Consider the following 22,700-nt stretch of genomic DNA (forward strand, 5'->3'; position numbering starts at 1 on the left):
AGAGCAGGGTGCGACGGAGGCTGTTGCCGAGCGTGTAGCCGAAGCCGGGCTCGAGTGGCTCGATCGTGAAGCGGCTGCGGTTGTCCGCGACGACTTCCTCGGAGAGCACGGGACGCTGTGCGATGAGCACTGGTTTCTTCCTTCCCGTTCGCGACCGCTATTTGACGCGAACGAAACTGCCCGGTCTCGCTCCGGGCGGCCGGGGGTCGGCTCTGTCTGCGACCCCGGCCCGATGTGAGGATGTGGTATGCCGCCCAGCTGCCTGAGCGGCATACCACCCCTCGACTGTCAGTCCTTCGAGTAGAGCTCGACGATCAGCTGTTCGGCCAGCTGGGTGTCGATCTGGGCACGCACGGGGAGCTGGTGGATGAGGATCTGCAGCGAGCCCTCGACGACCTGCATCCAGGCCGGGACGGGGCGCTCCCCGTAGGTCTGGCGGGCCAGCTCCATCGGGAAGGTCTCGAGCGACTGCTTGCGGATCGTGATGATGTCGTACTGTCCGACGCGGTAGGACGGCACGTCGACACGCACGCCGTTGACCTCGAAGTGGCCGTGAGTCACGAGCTGACGAGAGTGCCGACGCGTGCGGGCCAGGCCCGCGCGGTAGACCACGTTGTCGAGGCGCGACTCGAGGATCTGCAGGAGGTTCTCGCCGGTCTTGCCGGGCCGGCGAGCCGCCTCCTTGTAGTAGCGGACGAACTGCTTCTCCATGACGCCGTAGGCGAAGCGGGCCTTCTGCTTCTCCTGGAGCTGGAGGAGGTACTCCTTCTCCTGGATGCGGCGGCGGCCATGCTGACCGGGCGGGAACGGGCGCAGCTCGAAGTTCTTGTCGCCACCGACGAGGTCGGTCTTGAGGCGGCGGGACTTCTTGGTGATCGGGCCGGTGTACCGAGCCATGATCTATCTACTCCTTCTGGTCTCGGTCAGACGCGACGGCGCTTGGGGGGGCGGACGCCGTTGTGCGGCGTGGGCGTCACATCGCTGATGGCACCCACCTCGAGGCCGGCAGCGGTGAGGGAACGGATCGCCGTCTCGCGGCCCGAGCCCGGGCCCTTGACGAAGACGTCGACCTTGCGCATGCCGTGCTCCATGGCGCGGCGGGCAGCGGCTTCGGCAGCCATCTGAGCGGCATACGGCGTCGACTTGCGCGAGCCCTTGAAGCCGACCTGGCCGGCGGAGGCCCACGAGATCACGGCACCGGTGGGGTCCGTGATGGTGATGATCGTGTTGTTGAACGTGCTCTTGATGTGGGCGTGCCCGTGGGCGACGTTCTTCTTTTCCTTGCGACGGACCTTTGTCGTGCGAGCCTTGGGAGGCATTCTTCTCCTACGTCAGAACTTCGATGTCGGTGTGTGTCCAGAAGTCGAGGCCGAGGCGGCGACTCCACTCAGGGTCACTTGGCCTTCTTCTTGCCGGCCACGGTGCGCTTCGGGCCCTTGCGGGTGCGCGCGTTGGTCTTCGTGCGCTGGCCGTGCACTGGTAGGCCGCGACGGTGTCGAATGCCTTGGTAGGAGCCGATCTCGACCTTGCGGCGGATGTCGGCCTGGACCTCGCGGCGCAGGTCCCCCTCGAGGCGGTAGTTGCCCTCGAGGTAGTCGCGCAGCGCGACGAGGTCGGTCTCGGTGAGGTCCTTGACGCGGGTGTCCGGGCTGACGCCCGTGGCGGCCAGCGTCTGCTGGCTGCGGGTGCGACCCACTCCGAAGATGTAGGTCAGGGCGACCTCGACGCGCTTGTCGCGCGGCAGGTCGACTCCAACAAGACGAGCCATGTCGTCGTTTCTCTTTCTGTGTCGCGGAGGTCTGTTGCAGTCACCGATCCGGTGCGACTCGGTCGTCGCTCCTCAGAGCCGAGGATCCGGTCCCCGGCCTCCGTGCCGGGGGTGACGTCCAGGAATCGGCTCGTCGACGCGGGCCGGGCCCTGGGGCCGGGTGCTGCGGTCTTCACTTGTCTGGCGTGCTGTCGAAGCTGCTCCGACAGTGCTCGGGCGTGGTGGCCCTGCTCAGCCCTGGCGCTGCTTGTGGCGCAGGTTCTCGCAGATCACCATGACCCGCCCGTTGCGGCGGATCACCTTGCACTTGTCACAGATCTTCTTGACGCTCGGCTGAACCTTCATCTGCCTGCTGTCTCTAGCGATCTCATCTGGGCGTGCCGGCCTACCGGGGCGGGTCGGCGGTCTTGCATCAGGTGTACTGCTCAGCGGTAACGGAAGACGATCCGGCCGCGGGTCAGGTCATAGGGCGAGAGCTCGACGACGACCCGGTCCTCAGGGAGGATCCGGATGTAGTGCTGCCGCATCTTGCCCGAGATATGGGCGAGCACCTTGTGACCGTTGGTGAGCTCCACCCGGAACATCGCGTTCGGGAGAGCCTCGACGATCGTGCCCTCGATCTCGATGACACCGTCCTTCTTGGCCATGTCCTCCGTCTTACTGTCGGTTATCTCTGGACCATCGTCCGCGTGGGGCGACATTGAATCGGGTGACGTGCGCTGAGCACACGACACCCGAGGGTCTACATTACGCCACTCGCGGGCGCAGGAGAAATCGGCCACCGCCAGGCCACGCCTGTATGCCGCTGAGCCGGATGCCGTGATGGCTCTGACCTCCCAGCACGGCCAAGTCCGCCGCTGCCGGTTCTACGGATCCCGGGCTCAGGATGCTCAGGATCTGGTGGTGCCGAGGTTCCACGTCGCAGGTCATGTCGCACCATGGGTGGAACGCCCGCACGGCCTGGAACCGGCGCGCGACATGACCGGCGACATGACGGGCGCAGGCAGGGCTACTCGGTCAGTGACACCTCGGTCGGGGTCTGCTCAGCACCAAGCCGGCCACGGCTGAGCTCCCAAACTGGACATCAGTCCAGTTTCCGCGGCGCGTAGTCAAGCCGACCGACCGCGAAGCGCACTGTCGATCGTGAGAACTGCACTGTCGATCACGAATGCTGCACTGTCGATCGTGAGAACTGCACTGTCGATCGTGAGAACTGCACTGTCGATCGTGAGAACTGCACTGTCGATCGTGAATGGCGGAGTCCCCCGGCTGCGACACAGTCGCCGGTCCCCACTGGCCAGCGCCGTGGCCACGTGCCTAGAGTGGCGAACAGAACCCGACGCGAGGAGCGCATCATGGCGATGGACAGTTTCGGCACCCTCGACACCCTTACCGTGGGCGACAGCTCCTGGCGCATCCGGCGGCTGGACCGCATCGAGGGAGCCGAGCGGCTGCCCTACAGCCTCAAGGTCCTGCTCGAGAACCTCCTGCGCAACGAGGACGGTCGGCTCGTCACCACCGGGCAGATCGAGGCGATGGCGAGCTGGGACCCGACGGCTACGTCAAGCTCCGAGATCCAGTACACGCCGGCCCGTGTCCTCATGCAGGACTTCACCGGTGTGCCGTGCGTCGTCGACCTCGTCGCGATGCGGGACGCGATGACCGAGCTGGGCGGCGACCCGCAGAAGATCAACCCGTTGATCCCGACCGAGCTCGTCATCGACCACTCCGTCATCGTCGACGCCTTCGCCAGACCCGACGCGTCTCGGATCAACGCCGACCTCGAGTTCGAGCGCAACAAGGAGCGCTACCAGCTGCTCCGGTGGGCCCAGCACGCCTTCCGGGACTTCAAGGTCGTGCCACCGGACACCGGGATCTGTCACCAGGTCAACCTGGAGCACCTGTCCCGGGTCGTGTTCACCCGTGACAGCGACGATGGCCCCCTCGCCTACCCCGACACCCTCGTCGGCACCGACTCGCACACCCCGATGGTCAACGGCCTCGGCGTCCTCGGCTGGGGCGTCGGCGGCATCGAGGCCGAGGCGGCCATGCTCGGCCAGCCGATGAGCATGCTCATCCCCCAGGTCGTCGGGCTCAAGCTCGACGGCGAGCTGCCCGCCGGCACGACCGCGACCGACCTCGTCCTCACCGTCGCCGAGCTGCTCCGACAGACCGGCGTGGTCGGTCGTTTCGTCGAGTTCTTCGGACCCGGCGTCGCCAACGTGCCGCTCGCCAACCGCGCGACGATCGGCAACATGAGCCCCGAGTACGGCTCGACCGCCACGATGTTCCCCATCGACGACGAGACCCTCAGCTACATGCGGCTCACCGGGCGCTCCGAGGACCACGTGAGGCTCGTCGAGACCTACGCCAAGGAACAGGGCATGTGGCTCGACCCGAGCCGCGAGCCGGAGTTCAGCACCATCGTCGAGCTCGACCTCGGCACCATCGAACCGTCCATCGCCGGCCCGAAGCGGCCTCAGGACCGGATCCCCCTACGGATCGCCCCGCGCACGGTCAGCGGGCTGCTGTCCGGAAAGTCCTACGAGGACGCGGTCTCCGAGGGGCTCGACGAGGCCGAGGAGGAGTCGTTCCCGGCGAGCGACCCGATCGCCGTCAGCGCCGCGAAGGAAAGCGACCTGCCGCGGGCGCCCTTCGACGACGGCGTCGAGCACGAGATGCTGTCCGCCCCGGTCGAGGTCACGCTTGCCGACGGCACAACGACCACGGTCGACCACGGGCACGCGGTCATCGCTGCCATCACGTCCTGCACCAACACGTCGAACCCGTCCGTCATGGTCGGTGCCGGCCTGCTGGCCAAGCACGCCGTGGAGAAGGGCCTGAAGAGCCAGCCCTGGGTCAAGACCTCGCTGGCCCCGGGGTCCCGGGTCGTCACCGACTACCTCGACAAGGCGGGCCTCACGCCCTACCTCGAGAAGCTCGGCTTCGGCCTGGTCGGCTACGGCTGCACGACGTGCATCGGCAACTCCGGTCCGCTCATCCCCGAGGTCAGCGCGGCAGTGACCGAGCACGACCTCACCGCCTGTTCCGTGCTGTCCGGCAACCGCAACTTCGAGGGCCGGATCCACCCCGAGGTGAAGATGAACTTCCTCGCCTCTCCGCCACTGGTCATCGCCTACGCACTGGCCGGGACGCTCGGGACCAACCTCGTGAGCGACTCGCTCGGCAAGGATGGCGACGGCAACGACGTCTACCTCAAGGACATCTGGCCGAGCGAGCAGGATGTCGAGCAGGTCGTCGGCGCCTCCCTCGAGTCCGACATGTTCCACGAGGGCTACGCCGACCTCTTTGCGGGCGATGACAACTGGAACAGCCTGCCGGTGCCCGAGGGGGACCGGTTCGAGTGGGACCCTGACTCGACCTACGTGCGCCAGCCGCCCTATTTCGACGGCATGTCGCGCGAGCCGGACCCGGTCACCGACATCACCGGTGCTCGCGTTCTCGCCCTGCTCGCCGACTCGGTCACGACCGACCACATCAGCCCGGCAGGCGCCTTCAAGACCGACTCGCCGGCCGGCAAGTACCTGACCGACAACGGTCTCGAGCGCAAGGACTTCAACTCCTACGGCTCACGCCGCGGCAACCACGAGGTGATGATCCGCGGCACCTTCGCGAACATCCGTCTGCGCAACCAGCTGGCTCCCGGCACCGAGGGCGGCTTCACCCGCGACTTCACCCAGCCCGACGGACCGGTCACGACGATCTTCGAGGCCTCGACACACTACGCCGAGGCGGACACGCCCCTCGTCGTCATCGCCGGCAAGGAGTACGGGTCGGGCTCGTCCCGTGACTGGGCTGCCAAGGGCACGACACTGCTCGGGGTGCGCGCCGTGGTAGCCGTGTCGTACGAGCGGATCCACCGCTCCAACCTCATCGGCATGGGCGTGCTGCCCCTGCAGTTCGAGGACGGCGAGAACGCGCAGACGCTCGGCCTGGACGGCACCGAGACGTTCTCGATCAGCGGGCTCGAGGGCGCCGACCCGCTGCCCCGCACCGTCACGGTGCGAGCCGAGAAGGACGGCGACACCAAGGAGTTCACCGCCACCGTGCGCATCGATACGCCGGCCGAAGAGGCCTACTACCGCCACGGGGGCATCCTCACCTACGTCCTGCGCAAGCTCCTCGGTTCCACCGAGTAGCCGAGCCAGACCCACCCGCCTAGCCGCGGGATCACACCTGGCCCAGCGCCATACGAAACAAGGAGGCAGAATTCGCATGTCCCATGACCTGTTCCCCGCCGCGACCGCCGAGGTCGCCCGCCACCGGGCAGAGCTGGCGCCGGAGATCAACGACGCGTGGAACGCGTTCAGCAAGGCGGTCTTCTCGCCGGGTGCGCTCGACGAGAAGACGAAACAGCTCATCGCCGTAGCCGTCGCCCACACCACCCAGTGCCCCTACTGCATCAGCGGCCACACGAAGCTCGCCGCGCGCAAGGGGGCCTCCCAGCAGGAGATCATGGAGGCGATCTGGGTCGCGGCCGAGATGCGCGCGGGAGGAGCCTACGCGCACTCGACGATCGCGCTCGACGTGCTCGACCGGATGGGGACGCATTCGCACACCGCCCCGAACGGTTCATCGTCGTGAGTGAGAGTCACCAGCGGCTCTCCGTCAAGGACAGCTCACCGCAGGCGTATGCCGCTGTGCTCGGCCTGGAACGCTTCATCCACTCGCAGGGGTTGGCTCCCGGCCTGATCCACCTGGTCAAGATCCGCGCCTCGCAGCTCAACGGGTGCGCCTACTGCCTGTCGATGCACCATCACGAGGCGCGCCAGGACGGCGAGAAGCAGTCCCGGCTCGACATGCTGTCGGCTTGGCGCGAGGCGGCCCCCCTGTACAGCGAGCAGGAGCAGGCAGCGCTGCGGCTCACGGAGGAGGTCACTCTCATCGGTGAGCACGGGGTCAGCGACGAGGTGTGGGCGGCGGTCACGGACGCCTTCTCCGAGCAGGAGGTCGTCACCCTCGTCATGGCGATCGCGACGATCAACGTCTGGAACCGGCTGGCGGTGACGAGCCACCAGACCCCCGACCTACACGACGACTGAGACCGGACGGCGCGAGGACTGACCCGCGCGAGGACGCGCCCCCCAAGTCGGGGTACTCGGGAGTGCAGGCCCGCCAGGGCCCCGCCAAGGCCGTGAACCCCCGAGGTTTGGGTCAGATGACGCCGAGCGCGAGGACCGCATCGGCGAGCTGGACGAACGACGAAGTGTTGGCCCCGACGACGTAGTTGCCGGGGGCGCCGTACTCCTCAGCACTCGCGGCACACCGCTCGTGGATGCCGCGCATGATGCCGGCCAGGCGCTCCTCGGTGTACTCGTGGGTCCACCGGTCGCGCGAGGCGTTCTGCTGCATCTCCAGGGCCGAGGTCGCCACCCCTCCGGCATTGGCCGCCTTGCCGGGGGCGAAGAGGACTTCCGCATCGAGGAAGGCGCGGGCGGCCGCCGGGGTCGAGGGCATGTTGGCCCCCTCTGCGACGACCCGGACGCCGTTCTTGACGAGAGTGATCGCGGCCTGCTCGTCGAGCTCGTTCTGGGTCGCGCACGGTACGGCGATGTCGCACTCGACATCCCAGATGGAGCCGTCGGCCACGAACGTCGCGCCGGGGCGCCGACCGATGTAGTCGGTGATCCGGCCACGCTGCACCTCCTTGACCTCCTTGAGCAGGTCGAGGTCGAGACCGGCCTCGTCGACGACGAAACCGCTGGAGTCGGAGCACGCGACGACGGTTGCACCGAGCTGCTGGGCCTTCTCGACGGCGTAGATGGCCACGTTGCCGGAGCCGGACACGACGACGCGCTTGCCGTCGAACGAGTCGCCCCGGGTGCGGAGCATCTCGTCGGCGAAGAACACGGTACCGTAGCCGGTGGCCTCCTTGCGCACGAGGGAGCCGCCCCAGCCGAGACCCTTGCCGGTCAGCACGCCGGACTCGTAGAGGTTCGTGATCCGCTTGTACTGGCCGAACAGGTAGCCGATCTCGCGGCTGCCGACGCCGATGTCGCCCGCCGGGACGTCGGTGTACTCGCCGATGTGCCGGTAGAGCTCGGTCATGAACGACTGGCAGAACGTCATGACCTCGCGATCGCTGCGACCCTTGGGGTCGAAGTCACTGCCTCCCTTGCCTCCTCCGATCGGCATGCCGGTCAGCGCGTTCTTGAAGGTCTGCTCGAAGCCGAGGAACTTGATGGTGCCGAGGTAGACGCTCGGGTGGAACCGCAGGCCGCCCTTGTACGGGCCGAGCGCCGAGTTGAACTCGACGCGGAAGCCGCGGTTGATCTCGACCTCGCCGCGGTCGTTGACCCACGGCACGCGGAAGATGATCTGCCGCTCCGGCTCGCAGAGCCGCTCGATGACCTTCGTCTCGACGAACTCCGGACGCTTGCGAGACACCGGGGTGAGCGACTCGAAGACCTCGAGGACCGCCTGGTGGAACTCCAGCTCGCCCGGGTTACGCCGCAGGACCACCTCGTAGAGCTCCTGCAGGTGCGAGGTCAGCGCAGGCATCGTGGTCATCTGGGGCTCCTTCGGGTCGTCGTCCGGACTCGATTGTGCCAAGGCTCGCCCGCCCCCGCAGATCCGGTCAGGGAGCGGGACGCCGACGCCGGCATGGAGGCGTCGTCACGGTGGCCTCGGCGTGCGAGCTCAGCGGATCGGGGCGTATGCCGCCCCGCGCGCCTGCAGCGCGGCCTGGCCCCCGTCGAGGGCGGTGAGGACCCACAGCCCCTCATCGCGCACCACAACGGTGTGCTCGACGTGGCAGGCTCGCGACCCGTCGGCCGTCACGACGGTCCAGTCGTCGGCGAGCACGGCCGTGCCGGTCCCGCCCAGGGTGACCATCGGCTCGATCGCTCCGGTGAACCCGGCGACCAGCCTGGGCCCGGTCTCGCCGACCGCATAGTTCGGGATCTGCGGGTCGAGGTGCATCTTCTCGCCGATGCCGTGGCCCACGTACTCGTCGATCACGCCGTAGGTTCGCGCGTCCCGCCGGGCCGCCGTGTCGATGCTCGCCTCGATGGCGTCACCGATGTCGTAGAGCCGGCCACCGACCCGCATCGCAGCGATGCCGTCGTAGAGACTGGCCTCGGTCGCGGCGAGGAGGTCGAGGTCGGCCGGGCGGGCCGCATCGAGGCCACCGACGACGACGGACATCGCCGAGTCCCCGTTCCAGCCGTCCACCTCGGCGCCGCAGTCGATCGAGAGGAGGTCGCCTTCGCGAAGCACGCACGAGCTGCTCGGGATGCCGTGCACGACCTGCTCGTTGACGCTGGTGCAGAGGGTGTGCGAGTAGCCGGGGACGAGCTGGAAGTTCGGGATACCGCCGTGGCTGCGGATGAAGTCCTCCGCGAGCCGGTCGAGCTCGAGTGTCGTCACCCCTGGACGGACATGCTCTCGAAGCAGCGCCAGGGTGCGGCCGGTGAGCAGTCCCGCCTCACGCATGAGCAGGACCTGCTCGTCGGTGCGGCCACGGAGCTTGCGCCGTCCGAACATGGGTCGTGACCGCTCAGCTCGATCGGGGCAGCGCGGCAAGGACACGGTCGGTGACCGCTTCGACCTCGCCCATCCCGTCGACCTGCAGGAGCAGCCCGGCGTCGGCGTAGTGCTGCGCGAGCGGTGCGGTCTGCTTGCGGTAGATCGCCTGTCGCTCGCGGATGACCTCTTCCGTGTCATCGGCGCGGCCCTCGGTGGCGGCACGCCTCAGCAGTCGCCCCACGACGGCGTCCTCGTCGACCGTCAGCTCGATGACACCGTCGAGCCGATGGCCGTGCCGGGCGAGCACCGCCTCGAGCGCCTCCACCTGCCCGGCGGTGCGGGGGTAGCCGTCGAGCAGGAAACCAGCCTCGGCGTCCGGCCAGCCCAGCCGGTCCTCGACGACCTCGTTGGTCACCTCGTCGGGGACATATCCACCGGACGCGAGGATCTGCTCGACCCTCGCCCCGAGCGGGGTCTGCTGCTTGATGTTGGCACGGAAGATGTCCCCCGTGGAGATGGCGGGGATGCCGAGCCGGTCGGCGATCCGCGCCGCTTGGGTGCCCTTGCCCGCCCCGGGAGGGCCGAGGATGATCAGTCGCATTACCTGAGGAACCCTTCGTAGTGCCGCTGTTCTAGTTGTGCCTCGATCTGCTTGACCGTCTCGAGCCCGACGCCGACGAGGATGATGAGCGAGACCCCGCCGAACGGGAAGTTCGCCTGGTTGGCATCGACCATGATGAAGGCGATGACAGGAATGAGCGAGGCGATCGCCAGGTAGATCGCGCCGGGCACGGTGATTCGGGTGATGACGTACTGGAGGTACTCGGCGGTGGGCCGCCCGGCCCGGATGCCCGGGATGAAGCCGCCGTACTTCTTCATGTTGTCGGCGACCTCGGTGGGGTTGAAGGTGACCGAGACGTAGAAGAACGTGAAGAAGATGATGAGCGCGGTGTAGGTGATGATGTAGACCGGGTGGTCGCCCTTGGAGAACGTGTTGTTGATCCACTGGGCCCAAGCCGGCCCGCCCGACGCATCCTGCTGGAACTGGGCGACCATCGTGGGCAGGGCCAACAACGACGAGGCGAAGATGACCGGGATGACGTTGGCCATGTTGACCTTGAGCGGGATGTAGGTCGAGGTGCCGCCGTACATCCTCCGCCCGACCATCCGCTTGGCGTACTGCACCGGGATGCGGCGCATCGACTGCTCGACGTAGACGATGGCCGCGAGGATGAACAGGCCCACGATCAAGATGCCGATGAACGTGCCCCATCCCTTGTTCTGCTTGATCTGCCACAACGCCCCGGGGAAGCCCGCGGCGATCGAGATGAAGATGAGCAGCGACATCCCGTTGCCGACGCCCCGGTCGGTGACGAGCTCGCCGAGCCACATGATCAGGCCGGTGCCGGCCGTCATCGTCAGGACCATGATGACGATGGTGACCATCGACTGGTCGACGAGGATGTTGTCGCAGCCGGGGCCGAAGAGGGCCGACGGGTTGCGGGCGAAGGTCACCAGGGTCGCCGACTGCAGGATCGCGAGCCCGATCGTGAGATAGCGCGTGTACTGCGTCATCTTCGTCTGGCCGGCCTGGCCCTCCTTCTTCAGCTCCTCGAACCGGGGGATGACGACGGTGAGCAGCTGCACGATGATGCTCGCGGTGATGTAGGGCATGATGCCGAGCGCGAACACCGACAGCTGGAGCATCGCGCCACCGCTGAAGAGGTTGGCCAGGCTGAGCAGGCTGGTCTGGGCGCTGCCGAGTGCCTGGCTCTGATCGAGACAGGCCTGGACCAGTGGGTAGCTGACCCCGGGGGTGGGCAGGTGCGACCCGAAACGGAACAACGCGATGATGCCCAGGGTGAAGAGCAGCTTCTTGCGCAGGTCCGGGGTCCGGAACGCGCGAACGAAAGCGGCGAGCACTGGTCCTCCTGTTGGCCGCGAGGTGAGGCGGCGTGGTCATGCAGTCCGGTGAAGGGTAACTCAGAAACGCGAGAGCCCCGGGCGGCTTCCGGCGAACCGACCTGACGTCGGACCGCACGAATGCGCGCCCGGGGCGGGCGTCACTGTGTCGAACCCGAGGTCACTCGGCGTCGGCGGGTGAGGTTGCCGAGCCGCCGGCGGCCTCGATCTTCTCCTTCGCCGTGGCGGAGAACCTGTCGACCCGGACGTCGACCTTGACCGTGATCGCTCCGGTGCCGAGCACCTTGACGAGCCGGCCGTCACGGACGGCTCCCTTGGCGACCAGATCGGCGACCGTCACGGTGCCACCCTCGGGGAAGAGGGTCTGCAACCGGTCGAGGTTGACGACCTGGTACTCGGTGCGGAACGGGTTCTTGAAGCCGCGCAGCTTCGGCAGGCGCATGTGGATCGGCATGGAGCCGCCCTCGAAGTTGTGCGGGACCTGGTAGCGGGCCTTCGTGCCCTTCGTGCCGCGACCGGCGGTCTTGCCCTTGGAGCCCTCACCGCGACCCACTCGGGTCTTGGCGGTCCTGGCCCCCGGGGCGGGCCGCAGGTGGTGCACCTTGAGCGCGCTGCCCTCGGACTTCTCAGCCATGTCAGTCAACCTCCTCGACGATGACGAGGTGGGTCACCGTCTTGACCATCCCGCGGATCTCGGGGCGGTCCTCCTTGACGACGACGTCGCCAATGCGCTTCAGACCGAGGCTGCGCAGCGTCTCGCGCTGGTTCTGCTTGCCACCGATCTCGGAACGGGTCTGGGTCACCTTCAGCCGGGCCATCACGCACCCGCCTTCTCGGCGGCCTTGGCGTCGGCGATCCCTGCCGCGCGGGCCCTGAGCATCGCCGCCGGGGCGACCTCCTCGAGGGACTTGCCGCGGCGCGCCGCGACGGACTCCGGACGCTCGAGCTCGCGGAGGGCCTGGGCCGTCGCGTGCACGATGTTGATCGCGTTGTCGGAGCCGAGCGACTTCGACAGGACGTCGTGGATGCCCGCGCACTCGAGCACCGCGCGGACCGGACCACCGGCGATGACACCGGTACCGGGGGCGGCGGGGCGAAGCATGACGACACCCGCGGCGGCTTCACCCTGCACGGGGTGCGGGATGGTGCCCTGGATCCGGGGGACGCGGAAGAAGCCCTTCTTGGCCTCCTCGACGCCCTTGGCGATCGCGGCCGGGACCTCCTTCGCCTTGCCGTAGCCGACACCCACCGTGCCATCGCCGTCGCCGACGACGACAAGGGCGGTGAAGCTGAAGCGGCGACCACCCTTGACCACCTTGGCCACGCGGTTGATCGTCACGACGCGCTCGACGTACTGGTTCTTCTCGGCGTCGCGGCTCTCGCGGTGGTCACGGCCGCCGCGGCGGTCCTGACGCTCTTTCTGGTCGCCGCGCTCACCGGCGGGGCCGGTGCCTCGACGCTGCTGTCCGGGCATCAGATGTTCCTCATCTCAACGGAAGACATGGTGTGGATGGTCGTGGACGTCCTCTCGCTCACAATGACAGCCCGCCCTCGCGAGCGCCCTCCGCGATCGCCGCAACCCGACCGTGGTACTTGTTTCCGCCGCGGTCGAACACGACGGCCTCGATCCCGGCGTCCTTGGCCCTGGCCGCGACGAGCTCGCCGACGCGCTTGGCCTTCGCGGTCTTGTCGCCCTCCATGGCGCGCAGGTCCGGTTCCATCGTGGAGGCCGAGGCGACGGTGCGTCCGAGCGTGTCGTCGACGACCTGGACGAACACGTGCCGGCTCGACCGGGACACGACGAGCCGCGGTCGCGCGGCGGTGCCGGTGACCTTCTTGCGACCGCGCTCCTGGCGACGGAGCCGGGCGGCGGTCTTGCTCCTGCCACGCTTGATGATCATTGCCATGGCTTACTTACCGGCCTTTCCAACCTTGCGACGGATCTGTTCGCCCGCATAGCGAACGCCCTTGCCCTTGTACGGGTCCGGCTTGCGCAGCTTGCGGATGTTGGCCGCAACCTCGCCGACCAGCTGCTTGTCGATGCCCTGCACCGAGAAGCGAGTCGGGTTCTCGACGGCGAAGCTGATCCCGTCGGGAGCCTCCACGACGACGGGGTGCGAGAAGCCGAGCGAGAACTCGAGGCTCCCCCCCTTGGCGGCGACGCGGTAGCCCGTGCCGTAGATCTCCATCTTCCTCTCGTAGCCCTCGGTCACCCCGAGAACCATGTTGTTGATGAGCGAGCGGGTCAGGCCGTGGAGCGAACGCGAGTCCCGCTCGTCGTTCGGGCGCTTGACCTCGAGCGTGCCATCGGTCTGCTCGACGGTGATCGGCTCAGGGACGGTCAGGGCCAGCTGACCCTTGGGACCCTTCACCGTCACGTCCTGGCCGGCGACGGTGAGCTCGACCCCGGCCGGGATGGAGACCGGAAGTCGTCCGATTCGCGACATGTCAGTCTCTCCTTACCAGACGTAGGCGAGGACTTCCCCACCCACGCCCTTCTCGTGAGCCTGCCGGTCGGTCAGCAGCCCGCTCGACGTCGAGATGATCGCGACGCCGAGGCCACCGAGGACCCGCGGAAGGTTGGTGGACTTCGCATAGACACGAAGTCCTGGCTTGCTGACGCGCCGGACGCCCGCGATGGAGCGCTCGCGGTTCGGCCCGTACTTGAGGTCGATGGTCAGGGTCTGGCCGACCTCGGCCGCCTCGATGTTCCAGCCGGTGATGTAACCCTCGGCCTGCAGGATCTCGGCGATGTTCTTCTTCAGCTTCGAGTACGGCATCGAGACCGCGTCGTGGTACGCCGAGTTGGCATTCCGCACACGGGTCAGCATGTCCGCAATCGGGTCAGTCATGGTCATGTGGGCTTCTCCGCCCTTCCTCACCGCGGTTTCGACCGGCACGCTTGCCGGGCCGACCTACGGTGTCTGTTGCTCAACGGTGGGTCATGCGGGTTCTTCGGGGGTACTCGGGGGGCGCGGGCCCGCCAGGGCCGGGAGCCCCCGAGTGGTCGGGATCTACCAGGAGCTCTTGGTCACGCCGGGCAGCTCGCCGCGGTGGGCCAGCTCGCGCAGGCAGATGCGGCAGAGGCCGAACTTCCGGTAGACCGAGTGCGGCCGGCCGCAGCGCTGGCAGCGGCTGTAGGCCCGCACCTTGAACTTGGGCTTCTTGTTCGCCTTGTTGATCAGCGCGGTCTTGGCCATGTCAGTTCTCCTTGAAGGGGAAGCCGAGCGCCTTGAGCAGCGCCCGTCCCTCGTCATCGTCGGTCGCCGTGGTGACCACGGTGATGTCCATGCCCCGGACGCGGTCGATCCTGTCCTGGTCGATCTCGTGGAACATCGACTGCTCGGTCAGACCGAACGTGTAGTTGCCGCGGCCGTCGAACTGCTTCGGCGAGAGGCCACGGAAGTCGCGGATGCGCGGCAGGGCGATCGTCACGAGGCGGTCGAGGAACTCCCACATCCGGTCGCCGCGCAGCGTCGTGTGCGCACCGATCGGCATGCCCTCGCGCAGCTTGAACTGGGCGATGGACTTGCGCGCCTTGGTCACGACCGGCTTCTGGCCGGTGATCGCGGCGAGGTCGCGGACCGCACCCTCGATGAGCTTGCTGTCGCGGGCTGCGTCGCCGACGCCCATGTTGACGACGACCTTGACGACGCCGGGCACCTGCATGACGTTGTCGTAGCTGAACTCGCCGTACAGCGCAGGCTTGATCTCGTCCCGGTACCGCTCCTTGAGGCGCGGCTTCGTCAGTGTCGTAGCAGTCGTGGTGATGGTCTCGGTCTCACTCATGTTCAGAGGTCCTTGTCCGACTTGACGGCCACCCGGACGCGGGACGCCTTCGGGCGGCCGTCGCGTTCCACGGTCTCGACGCGCGTCTTGATCCGGGTCGGCTTCTTGCTCTCCGGGTCGACGATCATCACGTTGCTGACGTGGATCGGCGCCTCGGTGTGGGTCAGTCCACCCGTGCGGCTCCCGCGCGGCGTGGCCCCGGCCTTGATGTGCTTGGTGACGCGGTTGATTCCCTCGACGAGCACCCGCTCGCTGTCCGGGAAGACCGCGATGACCTTGCCCTGCTTGCCCCGGTCGCCGCCGTTCTTCTGGCTGCGCCCGGAGATGACCTGGACCAGGTCGCCCTTCTTGATCTTCATGGTCTTCGCCATGCTCACAACACCTCCGGCGCGAGCGAGATGATCTTCATGAACTTCTTCTCACGCAGCTCGCGGCCCACCGGGCCGAAGATGCGGGTCCCCCGCGGGTCCCCGTCACTCTTGAGGATGACTGCGGCGTTCTCGTCGAACTTGATGTAGGACCCGTCGGCGCGGCGGCGCTCCTTGACGGTGCGCACGATGACGGCCTTGACGATGTCGCCCTTCTTGACGTTGCCGCCCGGGATCGCGTCCTTGACCGTGGCGACGATCGTGTCGCCGATGCCCGCATACCGACGACCCGAGCCGCCGAGCACCCGGATGCACAGCAGCTCCTTGGCACCCGTGTTGTCAGCGACACGTAGTCGCGACTCCTGCTGAATCACTGTCTTACTCCTGTCGTCGTGCCGGTTCTCCACCCAAAAGCATTGGAAGAACTCGCGCTCAGTGCCTCATGTCTTTGGGTGAAGCCTTGCCGAACTGAATGGAACGTGGGTCTGGGGCCAAGCCCAGCGGCATACGAAAGCAGTGATCGTATGCCGCCCACTTGGCCTCCCGAGTCTCCGCGCGGCCCCAGCCACGCGGGTTTCCGGGGGTCCAGGGGGTGGAGCCCCCCGTGGGCTATTTGGCCTTCTCGAGGATCTCGACGAGGCGCCAACGCTTCGTCGCGGAGATCGGACGGGTCTCCATGATGAGCACCCGGTCGCCGATGCCGGCCTCGTTGCGCTCGTCGTGGGCCTTGACCTTGCTGCTGCGACGGATGACCTTGCCGTAGAGCGCGTGCTTGACGCGGTCCTCGACCTCGACCACGACGGTCTTGTCCATCTTGTCGCTGACGACGTAGCCCTGACGGGTCTTGCGGTCGTTGCGCGCCGTCGTACTGGCCCCGCTCGGGGCGACGACGGCCACGGTGTCGTCCTGTTCACTCATGCCTGGGTCTCCTTCGCCTGCTCGTCGGCCGGCTTGTCGACGGCGCTCGTCTCAGCGTCTGCCTCGACCTCGACGGCCTCGACCTCGACGGCCTCGTCCTCGACGGCCTCGTCGTCCGTCTCAGCCTCGACGGCCTTCTCCTTCTTTGCGGCCCTGCGGGCCCTCCGGTCGGCCTTCTCCTCGACGGCGGGAGCCGACACGGGGGCCGAGCCGATGCCGAGCTCGCGCTCACGCATCTCGGTGTAGATCCGCGCGATGTCCTTCTTGACAGCGCGGAGCCGGCCATGGTTGTCGAGCTGACCGGTGGCCGACTGGAAGCGCAGGTTGAACAGCTCTTCCTTGGCCTTCTTCAGCTCGTCCACGAGGCGGTCGTCGTCGAGACCACGCAGCTGCTCGGACATCAGGTCCTTGGTACCGACTGCCATCAGTTGTCACCACCCTCACGCTGGACGAAGCGGCACTTCATCGGGAGCTTGTGCATCGCGAGGCGCAACGCCTCTCGGGCGACCGGCTCGGAGACGCCCGACAGCTCGAACATGACCCTGCCCGGCTTGACATTGGCGATCCACCACTCGGGTGAACCCTTGCCGGAACCCATGCGGGTCTCGGCCGGCTTCTTGGTCAGCGGACGGTCCGGGTAGATGTTGATCCAGACCTTCCCGCCACGCTTGATGTAGCGGGTCATCGCGATACGTGCGGACTCGATCTGCCGGTTCGTCACGTACGCCGGCTCGAGGGCCTGGATGCCGTAGTCACCGAAGGCGATCTTCGTGCCGCCCTTGGCGGCGCCGGAACGACCCGGGTGGTGCTGCTTGCGATGCTTGACTCGACGGGGAATCAACATGGTCAGGCCTGCTCATTCTCGGCGGTCGCCGGGGCCGTGGCCTCGACGGCAGCCGTGGGCTCTGCGGCCACCGACTCCTGCGGAGCAGCGGCCTCGGTGCGGTCTGTGCGACGCGCGCGGTTGGGGCGGTCGCCATCACGACGCGGGCCTCGCGACGGACGCGGCGCGGCGGCCTGCTGGGCCGCGAGCTCCTTGGCCGTCAGGTCGCCCTTGTAGATCCACACCTTGACGCCGATACGGCCGAATGTCGTGCGGGCCTCGTAGAAGCCGTAGTCGATGTTGGCCCGCAGCGTGTGCAGCGGGACGCGACCCTCGCGGTAGAACTCGGTACGGCTCATCTCGGCGCCGTTGAGGCGCCCCGAGACCTGGACCCGGATACCCTTCGCGCCGGCACGCTGGGCGGACTGCATGCCCTTGCGCATGGCCCGACGGAACGAGACCCGGGCGGAGAGCTGCTCGGCGATGCCCTGGGCGACGAGCTGGGCATCGACCTCGGGGTTCTTGACCTCGAGGATGTTCAGCTGCACCTGCTTGCCGGTGAGCTTCTCGAGCTCGCCGCGGATGCGGTCGGCCTCGGCGCCGCGGCGACCGATGACGATGCCCGGACGTGCGGTGTGGATGTCGACGCGCACGCGGTCGCGAGTGCGCTCGATCTCGACCTTGGCGATGCCGGCGCGCTCCATGCCCTTCTCCATCAGGCGACGGATCGAGACATCTTCCTTGACGTAGTCGCTGTAGCGCTGACCGACCTTGGTCGAGTCGGCGAACCAGTGGCTCGTGTGGTCGGTGGTGATGCCCAGACGGAAGCCGTGGGGGTTGACCTTCTGACCCATCAGCGGGCTCCCTTCTTCTTCTCGGGCGAAGACACGACCACGGTGATGTGGCTCGTGCGCTTGTTGATCCGGCCGGCGCGGCCCTGGGCCCGCGGACGGAAACGCTTCATGGTGGGGCCCTCGTCGACGAAGGCCTCGGTGATCACGAGGGTGCGCTCGTCGAAGGCTACCGACTCACGGTCGGCGCGGACGCGGGCGTTGGCGATGGCGCTCTCGAGCACCTTCTGCACCGGCTCCGAAGCCGCCTGGGGGGCGAACTTCAGCACGGTGACGGCGTCGGTGGCGACCTTGCCGCGGATCAGGTCCACGACACGGCGAGCCTTCTGCGGGCTGACGCGGACGTGCCGCGCCGAAGCCTTGGCTTCCATGACATCCCTTGTTTCTTGGCTGGTCTGAGACTGCATCGGGGTAGCCATCAGCGACGACGCCCCTTCTTGTCGTCCTTGATGTGACCCTTGAACGTGCGGGTCGGCGCGAACTCACCGAGCTTGTGGCCGACCATCGACTCGGTGACGAACACCGGGACGTGCTTGCGGCCGTCGTGCACGGCGAACGTGTGACCGAGCATGTCCGGGCTGATGACCGAACGGCGCGACCAGGTCTTGATGACGGTCTTGGTACCCGCTTCGTTCTGGGCGTCCACCTTCTTCTGCAGGTGGTCGTCGATGAAGGGGCCCTTCTTCAGGCTACGAGGCATGTGCGACTCCTATCAGCGCTTCTTGCCGGTCCGACGGCGACGCACGATGAGCTTGTCGCTTTCCTTGTTTGCCCTGCGGGTGCGGCCCTCGGCCTGCCCCCAAGGGCTGACCGGGTGACGGCCACCGGAGGTCTTGCCCTCGCCGCCACCGTGCGGGTGGTCGACCGGGTTCATCGCGACCCCGCGCACGCTCGGTCGCTTGCCCTTCCACCGCATCCGGCCGGCCTTGCCCCAGTTGATGTTGCTCTGCTCCGCGTTGCCCACCTCGCCGACGGTCGCCCGGCAGCGTGCGTCGACGTTGCGGATCTCGCCGGACGGCATCCGCAGCTGGGCATACGGGCCGTCCTTGGCGACGAGCTGGACACGCGCGCCGGCCGAGCGGGCGATCTTGGCCCCGCCACCCGGCTTGAGCTCGATCGCGTGGATGACCGTGCCGACCGGGATGTTGCGCATCGGCAGCGAGTTGCCCGGCTTGATGTCGGCGCCCGGGCCGTTCTCGATCGGGTCACCCTGGCGGAGCCGGTTCGGTGCGAGGATGTAGCGCTTCTCGCCGTCGGCGTACTGGATCAGGGCGATGCGCGCCGTGCGGTTCGGGTCGTACTCGATGTGGGCGACCTTGGCCGGCACACCGTCCTTGTCGTGACGGCGGAAGTCGATCACCCGGTAGGCCCGCTTGTGACCGCCACCGATGTGACGGGTCGTGATGCGGCCGGAGTTGTTGCGGCCACCGGTCTTGGTCAGCGGACGGACGAGCGACTTCTCCGGCGTGGTGCGCGTGATCTCGACGAAGTCCGCCACCGACGAGCCGCGACGGCCCGGGGTGGTCGGCTTGTACTTACGGATACCCATGTTCTTCTGGCCTCAGTTCTCTCGTCGGTCTCAGGCGCCGGCCCCGAAGATGTCGATCGAGCCCTCGCGGAGGGAGACGATCGCGCGCTTCGTGTCCTTGCGCTTGCCGATGCCGAAACGGGTGCGACGGGCCTTGCCCTGACGGTTCATCGTGTGGACCTTGTCGACCTTGACGCCGAAGACCTGCTCGATCGCGATCTTGATCTCGGTCTTGTTCGCCCTCGGGTCGACGATGAACGTGTACTTGCCCTCGTCGAGCAACCCGTAGGACTTCTCGGAGACGACCGGTGCGATGAGGATGTCTCGGGGGTTCTTCTCGTGGATGCTCACTTGGAGTCCTCCTCGGCCCCGGTCGAGCTCGTCGCTGTGGCGGGCTTGGCGTCGGCCTTGACGGGGCCGGCGACGAACGCGTCGAGGGCGGCCTGGGTGAAGACGACGTCATCGGCGCAGAGCACGTCGTAGGTGTTCAGCTGGTCGGCGACCAGGACGTGGACGTTCGGCAGGTTGCGCACCGACTGCATCGCGACCTCGTCACCGCGCTCGAGCACGACGAGGAGGTTCTTGCGCTCCGTCAGGCCGGCGAGCAGGGCCTTGGCCTGCTTCGTCGACGGCTCGTCACCCGTCACGATCGAGTCGACGACGTGGATACGGCCGTAGCGGGCCCGGTCGGACAGCGCCCCACGGAGCGCGGCGACCTTCATCTTCTTCGGGGTGCGCTGCGTGTAGTCGCGCGGCACCGGGCCGTGGACGACGCCGCCCCCGGCGAACTGCGGCGCGCGGATCGAGCCCTGGCGGGCCCGGCCGGTCCCCTTCTGGCGGTACGGCTTGCGGCCACCGCCGCGGACCTCGCCACGGGTCTTGGTCGAGTGTGTCCCTGCACGGGCTGCCGCCAGCTGCGCCACCACGACCTGGTGGATCAGCGGGACGTTCGTCTGCACGTCGAAGATCTCGGCAGGTAGGTTCTGGGTGTTCGTGGCCATGATGATCAGGCACCCTTCGCGGCCGTGCGGATCAGGACGATGCCGCCGCGGGGACCGGGCACGGCGCCCTTGATCAGCAGCAGGCCATTCTCGGCGTCAACGGCGTGGATCTGGAGGTTCTGGGTTGTCTGACGCACACCGCCCATGCGGCCCGCCATACGCATCCCCTTGAAGACCCGCCCCGGCGTCGCGCAGCCGCCGATCGAGCCCGGCTTGCGGTGGTTGCGGTGCGCACCGTGCGAGGACGAGACACCGGCGAAGCCGTGTCGCTTCATGACGCCGGCGAAGCCCTTGCCCTTGGTCGTGCCGGTCGCGTCGACGCGCTGGCCGGCGTCGAACACCTCGGCGGTGACCTCCTGGCCGAGCTCGTACTCGCCGGCGTCGGCGGTGCGCAGCTCGACGAGGTGTCGGCGCGGCGTCACCCCGGCCTTCTCGAAGTGGCCGGTCATCGGTTGGTTGACCTTGCGGGGGTCGATCGCGCCGAAGGCGATCTGCACGGCGGAGTAGCCGTCCGTCTCGGCGGCGCGCACCTGCGTCACGACGCACGGGCCGGCCTTGACGACGGTCACGGGGACGAGTCGGTTGTCCTCGTCCCATACCTGGGTCATGCCGAGCTTCTCCCCGAGCACACCCTTGACGGTCTTGTCGGTTCTGGTAGTCACAGTCGTCACCCCGAGCTCAGAGCTTGATCTCGATGTTGACGTCCGCGGGCAGGTCGAGGCGCATCAGCGAGTCGACCGCCTTGGGCGTCGGGTCGATGATGTCGATGAGGCGCTTGTGGGTGCGCATCTCGAAGTGCTCGCGGCTGTCCTTGTACTTGTGCGGCGACCGGATGACGACGAAGACGTTCTTCTCCGTCGGCAGGGGCACCGGCCCGACCACGGTCGCGCCCGCGCGGGTCACCGTGTCGACGATCTTGCGCGCCGAGTTGTCGATGACCTCGTGGTCATACGACTTCAAGCGGATGCGGATCTTCTGTCCCGCCATCTCCGTTACGTCTCTCTCTCGCCGTACAGTCCGACCGGTTCCCTTGGCCATCCGACCCCCGAGGTCGGGCGTGTCGTGCCCGCTTCAAGGTGAGACGCGCAGATTCCGCATCACGTCTCGGTGTGGATGAGCCCGGCCGAACCGGGTTGGCTTGCGCTTCCCTTGGGCCTCCGGGTGGAGTCCGGGCGAGTCCCCGTCAGGAGGCTCTACAAGGGGCGGCGTCACCGACATGGGTCAGCGACGCGCGACAAGCAACCTGTCTAGTGTGCCAGTTGCCCCGAGCCCGATCAAATCCGGGGTCAGGTACACCCTCCTGATCGACAGTGCACTACTCCCGATCGACCGTGCAGTAGTTGGCATCGACAGGGCACTACTCCCGATCGACCGTGCACTACTCCCGATCGACCGTGCACTACTCCCGATCGACCGTGCAGTAGTTGGCATCGACAGTGCACTACTCCCGATCGACCGTGCAGCAGTTGGCATCGACAGTGCACTACTCCCGCGTGCGGGTTGGTTCACGACGGACCGTTCGCGGCACGTCTACAGGCCAGGTCAGCGCTCCTATGGACAACTGGTCGATGAGGAGTAGAGCACTCTCGACGAGGACTACTGCACTCTCGACGAGGACTACTGCACTCTCGACGATGAGTAGAGCACTCTCGATGAGGAGTAGAGCACTCTCGACGACACGGTGGAGGGCAGAGGACGGCCGGCCGCTCTCATCCCGCAGGCGCGAGGAAAGCCGCGAGCGCCCCGGCATACATGGCCGGGTCCTGCGCGCCGCACAGCTCACGCGCGCTGTGCATCGAGAGCATCGGCGCGCCGAAGTCGACCGTCGTCGCCCCGGTCAGGGCTGCGGTCATCGGCCCCACCGTAGAGCCGCACGGCAGGTCGCTGCGCACGACGAAGGTCTGCACCGGCACCTCGGCCTGCTCGCAGGCCAGCCGGAAGGCCGCCTCGCCCGCTGAGTCGGTCGCGTAGCGCAGGTTCGTGTTGACCTTCAGCACCGGCCCCGCGTTGACCGCGATCTGGTGCGCCGGCTCGTGCCGGTCGGCGTAGTTCGGATGGGTCGCGTGGGCCATGTCACCGGACGCGATGACGGTGGCCGCCAGGGCCCGCCAGTAGTCCTCCCGCCCGCCCCCCGCGGCGAGCACCAGCCGCTCGAGCACGGACGGCAGCAGGGTCGACATCGCACCACGCTCGGACATGCTGCCGCCCTCCTCGTGGTCGAAGAGGACGCCCACCGGCACCCG

At 67.6% G+C, this 22,700-nt stretch carries 33 protein-coding genes and 2 pseudogenes; 3 read left to right on the forward strand and 32 right to left on the reverse strand.

Going from position 1 to position 22,700, the window contains the following annotated elements:
• The 6 genes and pseudogenes from L0H79_RS09320 to infA all read right to left on the reverse strand — a co-directional run.
• Positions 1-130: pseudogene (locus L0H79_RS09320) on the reverse strand (DNA-directed RNA polymerase subunit alpha); the annotation flags it as partial.
• A 158-nt stretch (positions 131-288) separates the two neighbouring features.
• Entirely contained in the window at positions 289-897 is a 609-nt protein-coding gene (rpsD, locus tag L0H79_RS09325; protein WP_301484325.1) for a 30S ribosomal protein S4, read from the reverse strand.
• A 26-nt stretch (positions 898-923) separates the two neighbouring features.
• A complete protein-coding gene (gene rpsK, locus L0H79_RS09330; RefSeq protein WP_301484326.1) occupies positions 924-1,319 on the reverse strand; it encodes a 30S ribosomal protein S11 in 396 nt (131 codons plus the stop codon).
• Between the two features lie 74 nt (positions 1,320-1,393).
• Entirely contained in the window at positions 1,394-1,768 is a 375-nt protein-coding gene (rpsM, locus tag L0H79_RS09335) for a 30S ribosomal protein S13 (protein WP_301484327.1), read from the reverse strand.
• Positions 1,769-1,999: 231 nt separating this feature from the next.
• Positions 2,000-2,113, reverse strand: a complete 114-nt coding sequence (rpmJ, locus tag L0H79_RS09340; protein ID WP_006592630.1) for a 50S ribosomal protein L36 — start codon at positions 2,111-2,113, stop codon at positions 2,000-2,002.
• An 80-nt stretch (positions 2,114-2,193) separates the two neighbouring features.
• Complete coding sequence (gene infA, locus L0H79_RS09345; RefSeq protein WP_006946284.1) at positions 2,194-2,415, reverse strand: translation initiation factor IF-1; 222 nt, start codon at positions 2,413-2,415, stop codon at positions 2,194-2,196.
• A 708-nt stretch (positions 2,416-3,123) separates the two neighbouring features.
• On the opposite strand from infA, the gene L0H79_RS09350 reads away from it, so the two are divergent.
• From L0H79_RS09350 to L0H79_RS09360, 3 genes are all read left to right on the forward strand, one after another.
• A complete protein-coding gene (locus L0H79_RS09350) occupies positions 3,124-5,928 on the forward strand; it encodes an aconitate hydratase (protein ID WP_301484328.1) in 2,805 nt (934 codons plus the stop codon).
• 76 nt (positions 5,929-6,004) lie between these two features.
• The gene (locus tag L0H79_RS09355; protein WP_301484329.1) at positions 6,005-6,373 is read left to right on the forward strand and encodes a carboxymuconolactone decarboxylase family protein; all 369 of its coding nucleotides are present in this window, start codon (positions 6,005-6,007) and stop codon (positions 6,371-6,373) included.
• On the forward strand, positions 6,370-6,831 hold the full coding sequence (locus L0H79_RS09360; protein WP_301484330.1) for a carboxymuconolactone decarboxylase family protein: 462 nt from the start codon (positions 6,370-6,372) through the stop codon (positions 6,829-6,831). Before L0H79_RS09355 ends, L0H79_RS09360 begins: the two co-directional genes overlap by 4 nt.
• A gap of 112 nt (positions 6,832-6,943) precedes the next feature.
• Here L0H79_RS09360 and gdhA read toward each other — a convergent pair whose 3' ends face one another.
• From gdhA to L0H79_RS09490, 26 genes and pseudogenes are all read right to left on the reverse strand, one after another.
• Positions 6,944-8,281, reverse strand: coding sequence for an NADP-specific glutamate dehydrogenase (gdhA, locus tag L0H79_RS09365; RefSeq protein WP_301484352.1), 1,338 nt, complete (start codon positions 8,279-8,281; stop codon positions 6,944-6,946).
• 147 nt (positions 8,282-8,428) lie between these two features.
• Entirely contained in the window at positions 8,429-9,274 is an 846-nt protein-coding gene (gene map, locus L0H79_RS09370; RefSeq protein ID WP_301484331.1) for a type I methionyl aminopeptidase, read from the reverse strand.
• A 13-nt stretch (positions 9,275-9,287) separates the two neighbouring features.
• A complete protein-coding gene (locus tag L0H79_RS09375; RefSeq protein WP_301484332.1) occupies positions 9,288-9,857 on the reverse strand; it encodes an adenylate kinase in 570 nt (189 codons plus the stop codon).
• Entirely contained in the window at positions 9,857-11,179 is a 1,323-nt protein-coding gene (gene secY, locus L0H79_RS09380) for a preprotein translocase subunit SecY (RefSeq protein WP_301484333.1), read from the reverse strand. Before secY ends, L0H79_RS09375 begins: the two co-directional genes overlap by 1 nt.
• A gap of 160 nt (positions 11,180-11,339) precedes the next feature.
• On the reverse strand, positions 11,340-11,813 hold the full coding sequence (gene rplO / locus L0H79_RS09385) for a 50S ribosomal protein L15 (protein WP_301484334.1): 474 nt from the start codon (positions 11,811-11,813) through the stop codon (positions 11,340-11,342).
• 1 nt (position 11,814) lies between these two features.
• Positions 11,815-11,997 (reverse strand): 50S ribosomal protein L30, encoded by a 183-nt coding sequence (rpmD, locus tag L0H79_RS09390; RefSeq protein WP_301484335.1) that lies wholly within the window; start codon positions 11,995-11,997, stop codon positions 11,815-11,817.
• Positions 11,997-12,653 carry a 30S ribosomal protein S5 gene (gene rpsE / locus L0H79_RS09395; RefSeq protein WP_301484336.1) on the reverse strand — a complete coding sequence of 219 codons (657 nt, stop codon included), beginning with the start codon at positions 12,651-12,653 and terminating at the stop codon, positions 11,997-11,999. Before rpsE ends, rpmD begins: the two co-directional genes overlap by 1 nt.
• A 58-nt stretch (positions 12,654-12,711) precedes the next feature.
• Positions 12,712-13,086 (reverse strand): 50S ribosomal protein L18, encoded by a 375-nt coding sequence (rplR, locus tag L0H79_RS09400; protein WP_301484337.1) that lies wholly within the window; start codon positions 13,084-13,086, stop codon positions 12,712-12,714.
• Between the two features lie 3 nt (positions 13,087-13,089).
• Positions 13,090-13,626 carry a 50S ribosomal protein L6 gene (gene rplF / locus L0H79_RS09405; RefSeq protein WP_301484338.1) on the reverse strand — a complete coding sequence of 179 codons (537 nt, stop codon included), beginning with the start codon at positions 13,624-13,626 and terminating at the stop codon, positions 13,090-13,092.
• A 12-nt stretch (positions 13,627-13,638) separates the two neighbouring features.
• On the reverse strand, positions 13,639-14,037 hold the full coding sequence (gene rpsH / locus L0H79_RS09410; protein WP_301484339.1) for a 30S ribosomal protein S8: 399 nt from the start codon (positions 14,035-14,037) through the stop codon (positions 13,639-13,641).
• Positions 14,038-14,193: 156 nt separating this feature from the next.
• On the reverse strand, positions 14,194-14,379 hold the full coding sequence (locus L0H79_RS09415; protein WP_301484340.1) for a type Z 30S ribosomal protein S14: 186 nt from the start codon (positions 14,377-14,379) through the stop codon (positions 14,194-14,196).
• A gap of 1 nt (position 14,380) precedes the next feature.
• Positions 14,381-14,968: a 50S ribosomal protein L5 gene (gene rplE / locus L0H79_RS09420; RefSeq protein ID WP_301484341.1), complete on the reverse strand. Its 588-nt coding sequence runs from the start codon at positions 14,966-14,968 to the stop codon at positions 14,381-14,383.
• Between the two features lie 2 nt (positions 14,969-14,970).
• Positions 14,971-15,339, reverse strand: a complete 369-nt coding sequence (gene rplX / locus L0H79_RS09425) for a 50S ribosomal protein L24 (RefSeq protein WP_301484342.1) — start codon at positions 15,337-15,339, stop codon at positions 14,971-14,973.
• A 2-nt stretch (positions 15,340-15,341) separates the two neighbouring features.
• Positions 15,342-15,710: a 50S ribosomal protein L14 gene (gene rplN, locus L0H79_RS09430; RefSeq protein WP_301484343.1), complete on the reverse strand. Its 369-nt coding sequence runs from the start codon at positions 15,708-15,710 to the stop codon at positions 15,342-15,344.
• 235 nt (positions 15,711-15,945) lie between these two features.
• A complete protein-coding gene (gene rpsQ, locus L0H79_RS09435; RefSeq protein ID WP_301484344.1) occupies positions 15,946-16,254 on the reverse strand; it encodes a 30S ribosomal protein S17 in 309 nt (102 codons plus the stop codon).
• Entirely contained in the window at positions 16,251-16,679 is a 429-nt protein-coding gene (gene rpmC / locus L0H79_RS09440) for a 50S ribosomal protein L29 (RefSeq protein WP_301484345.1), read from the reverse strand. The genes rpsQ and rpmC overlap by 4 nt, the downstream gene beginning before the upstream one ends.
• Entirely contained in the window at positions 16,679-17,098 is a 420-nt protein-coding gene (gene rplP / locus L0H79_RS09445) for a 50S ribosomal protein L16 (RefSeq protein ID WP_034715249.1), read from the reverse strand. Before rplP ends, rpmC begins: the two co-directional genes overlap by 1 nt.
• A 2-nt stretch (positions 17,099-17,100) precedes the next feature.
• The gene (gene rpsC, locus L0H79_RS09450) at positions 17,101-17,931 is read right to left on the reverse strand and encodes a 30S ribosomal protein S3 (RefSeq protein ID WP_301484346.1); all 831 of its coding nucleotides are present in this window, start codon (positions 17,929-17,931) and stop codon (positions 17,101-17,103) included.
• Positions 17,931-18,299 carry a 50S ribosomal protein L22 gene (rplV, locus tag L0H79_RS09455; protein ID WP_301484347.1) on the reverse strand — a complete coding sequence of 123 codons (369 nt, stop codon included), beginning with the start codon at positions 18,297-18,299 and terminating at the stop codon, positions 17,931-17,933. The genes rpsC and rplV overlap by 1 nt, the downstream gene beginning before the upstream one ends.
• 47 nt (positions 18,300-18,346) lie before the next feature.
• A complete protein-coding gene (gene rpsS, locus L0H79_RS09460) occupies positions 18,347-18,628 on the reverse strand; it encodes a 30S ribosomal protein S19 (protein ID WP_070191534.1) in 282 nt (93 codons plus the stop codon).
• A gap of 12 nt (positions 18,629-18,640) precedes the next feature.
• Positions 18,641-19,477 carry a 50S ribosomal protein L2 gene (gene rplB, locus L0H79_RS09465; protein ID WP_301484348.1) on the reverse strand — a complete coding sequence of 279 codons (837 nt, stop codon included), beginning with the start codon at positions 19,475-19,477 and terminating at the stop codon, positions 18,641-18,643.
• 30 nt (positions 19,478-19,507) lie between these two features.
• Positions 19,508-19,807 carry a 50S ribosomal protein L23 gene (gene rplW, locus L0H79_RS09470; protein WP_301484349.1) on the reverse strand — a complete coding sequence of 100 codons (300 nt, stop codon included), beginning with the start codon at positions 19,805-19,807 and terminating at the stop codon, positions 19,508-19,510.
• A complete protein-coding gene (gene rplD, locus L0H79_RS09475; RefSeq protein WP_301484350.1) occupies positions 19,804-20,457 on the reverse strand; it encodes a 50S ribosomal protein L4 in 654 nt (217 codons plus the stop codon). Before rplD ends, rplW begins: the two co-directional genes overlap by 4 nt.
• Positions 20,458-20,462: 5 nt before the next feature.
• The gene (gene rplC, locus L0H79_RS09480) at positions 20,463-21,119 is read right to left on the reverse strand and encodes a 50S ribosomal protein L3 (protein WP_301484351.1); all 657 of its coding nucleotides are present in this window, start codon (positions 21,117-21,119) and stop codon (positions 20,463-20,465) included.
• A 16-nt stretch (positions 21,120-21,135) separates the two neighbouring features.
• On the reverse strand, positions 21,136-21,444 hold the full coding sequence (rpsJ, locus tag L0H79_RS09485) for a 30S ribosomal protein S10 (protein ID WP_009775966.1): 309 nt from the start codon (positions 21,442-21,444) through the stop codon (positions 21,136-21,138).
• 722 nt (positions 21,445-22,166) lie between these two features.
• Positions 22,167-22,700: pseudogene (locus L0H79_RS09490) on the reverse strand (M18 family aminopeptidase); the annotation flags it as partial.

The organism is Intrasporangium sp. (assembly GCF_030452765.1).
GTDB lineage: Bacteria > Actinomycetota > Actinomycetes > Actinomycetales > Dermatophilaceae > Intrasporangium_A.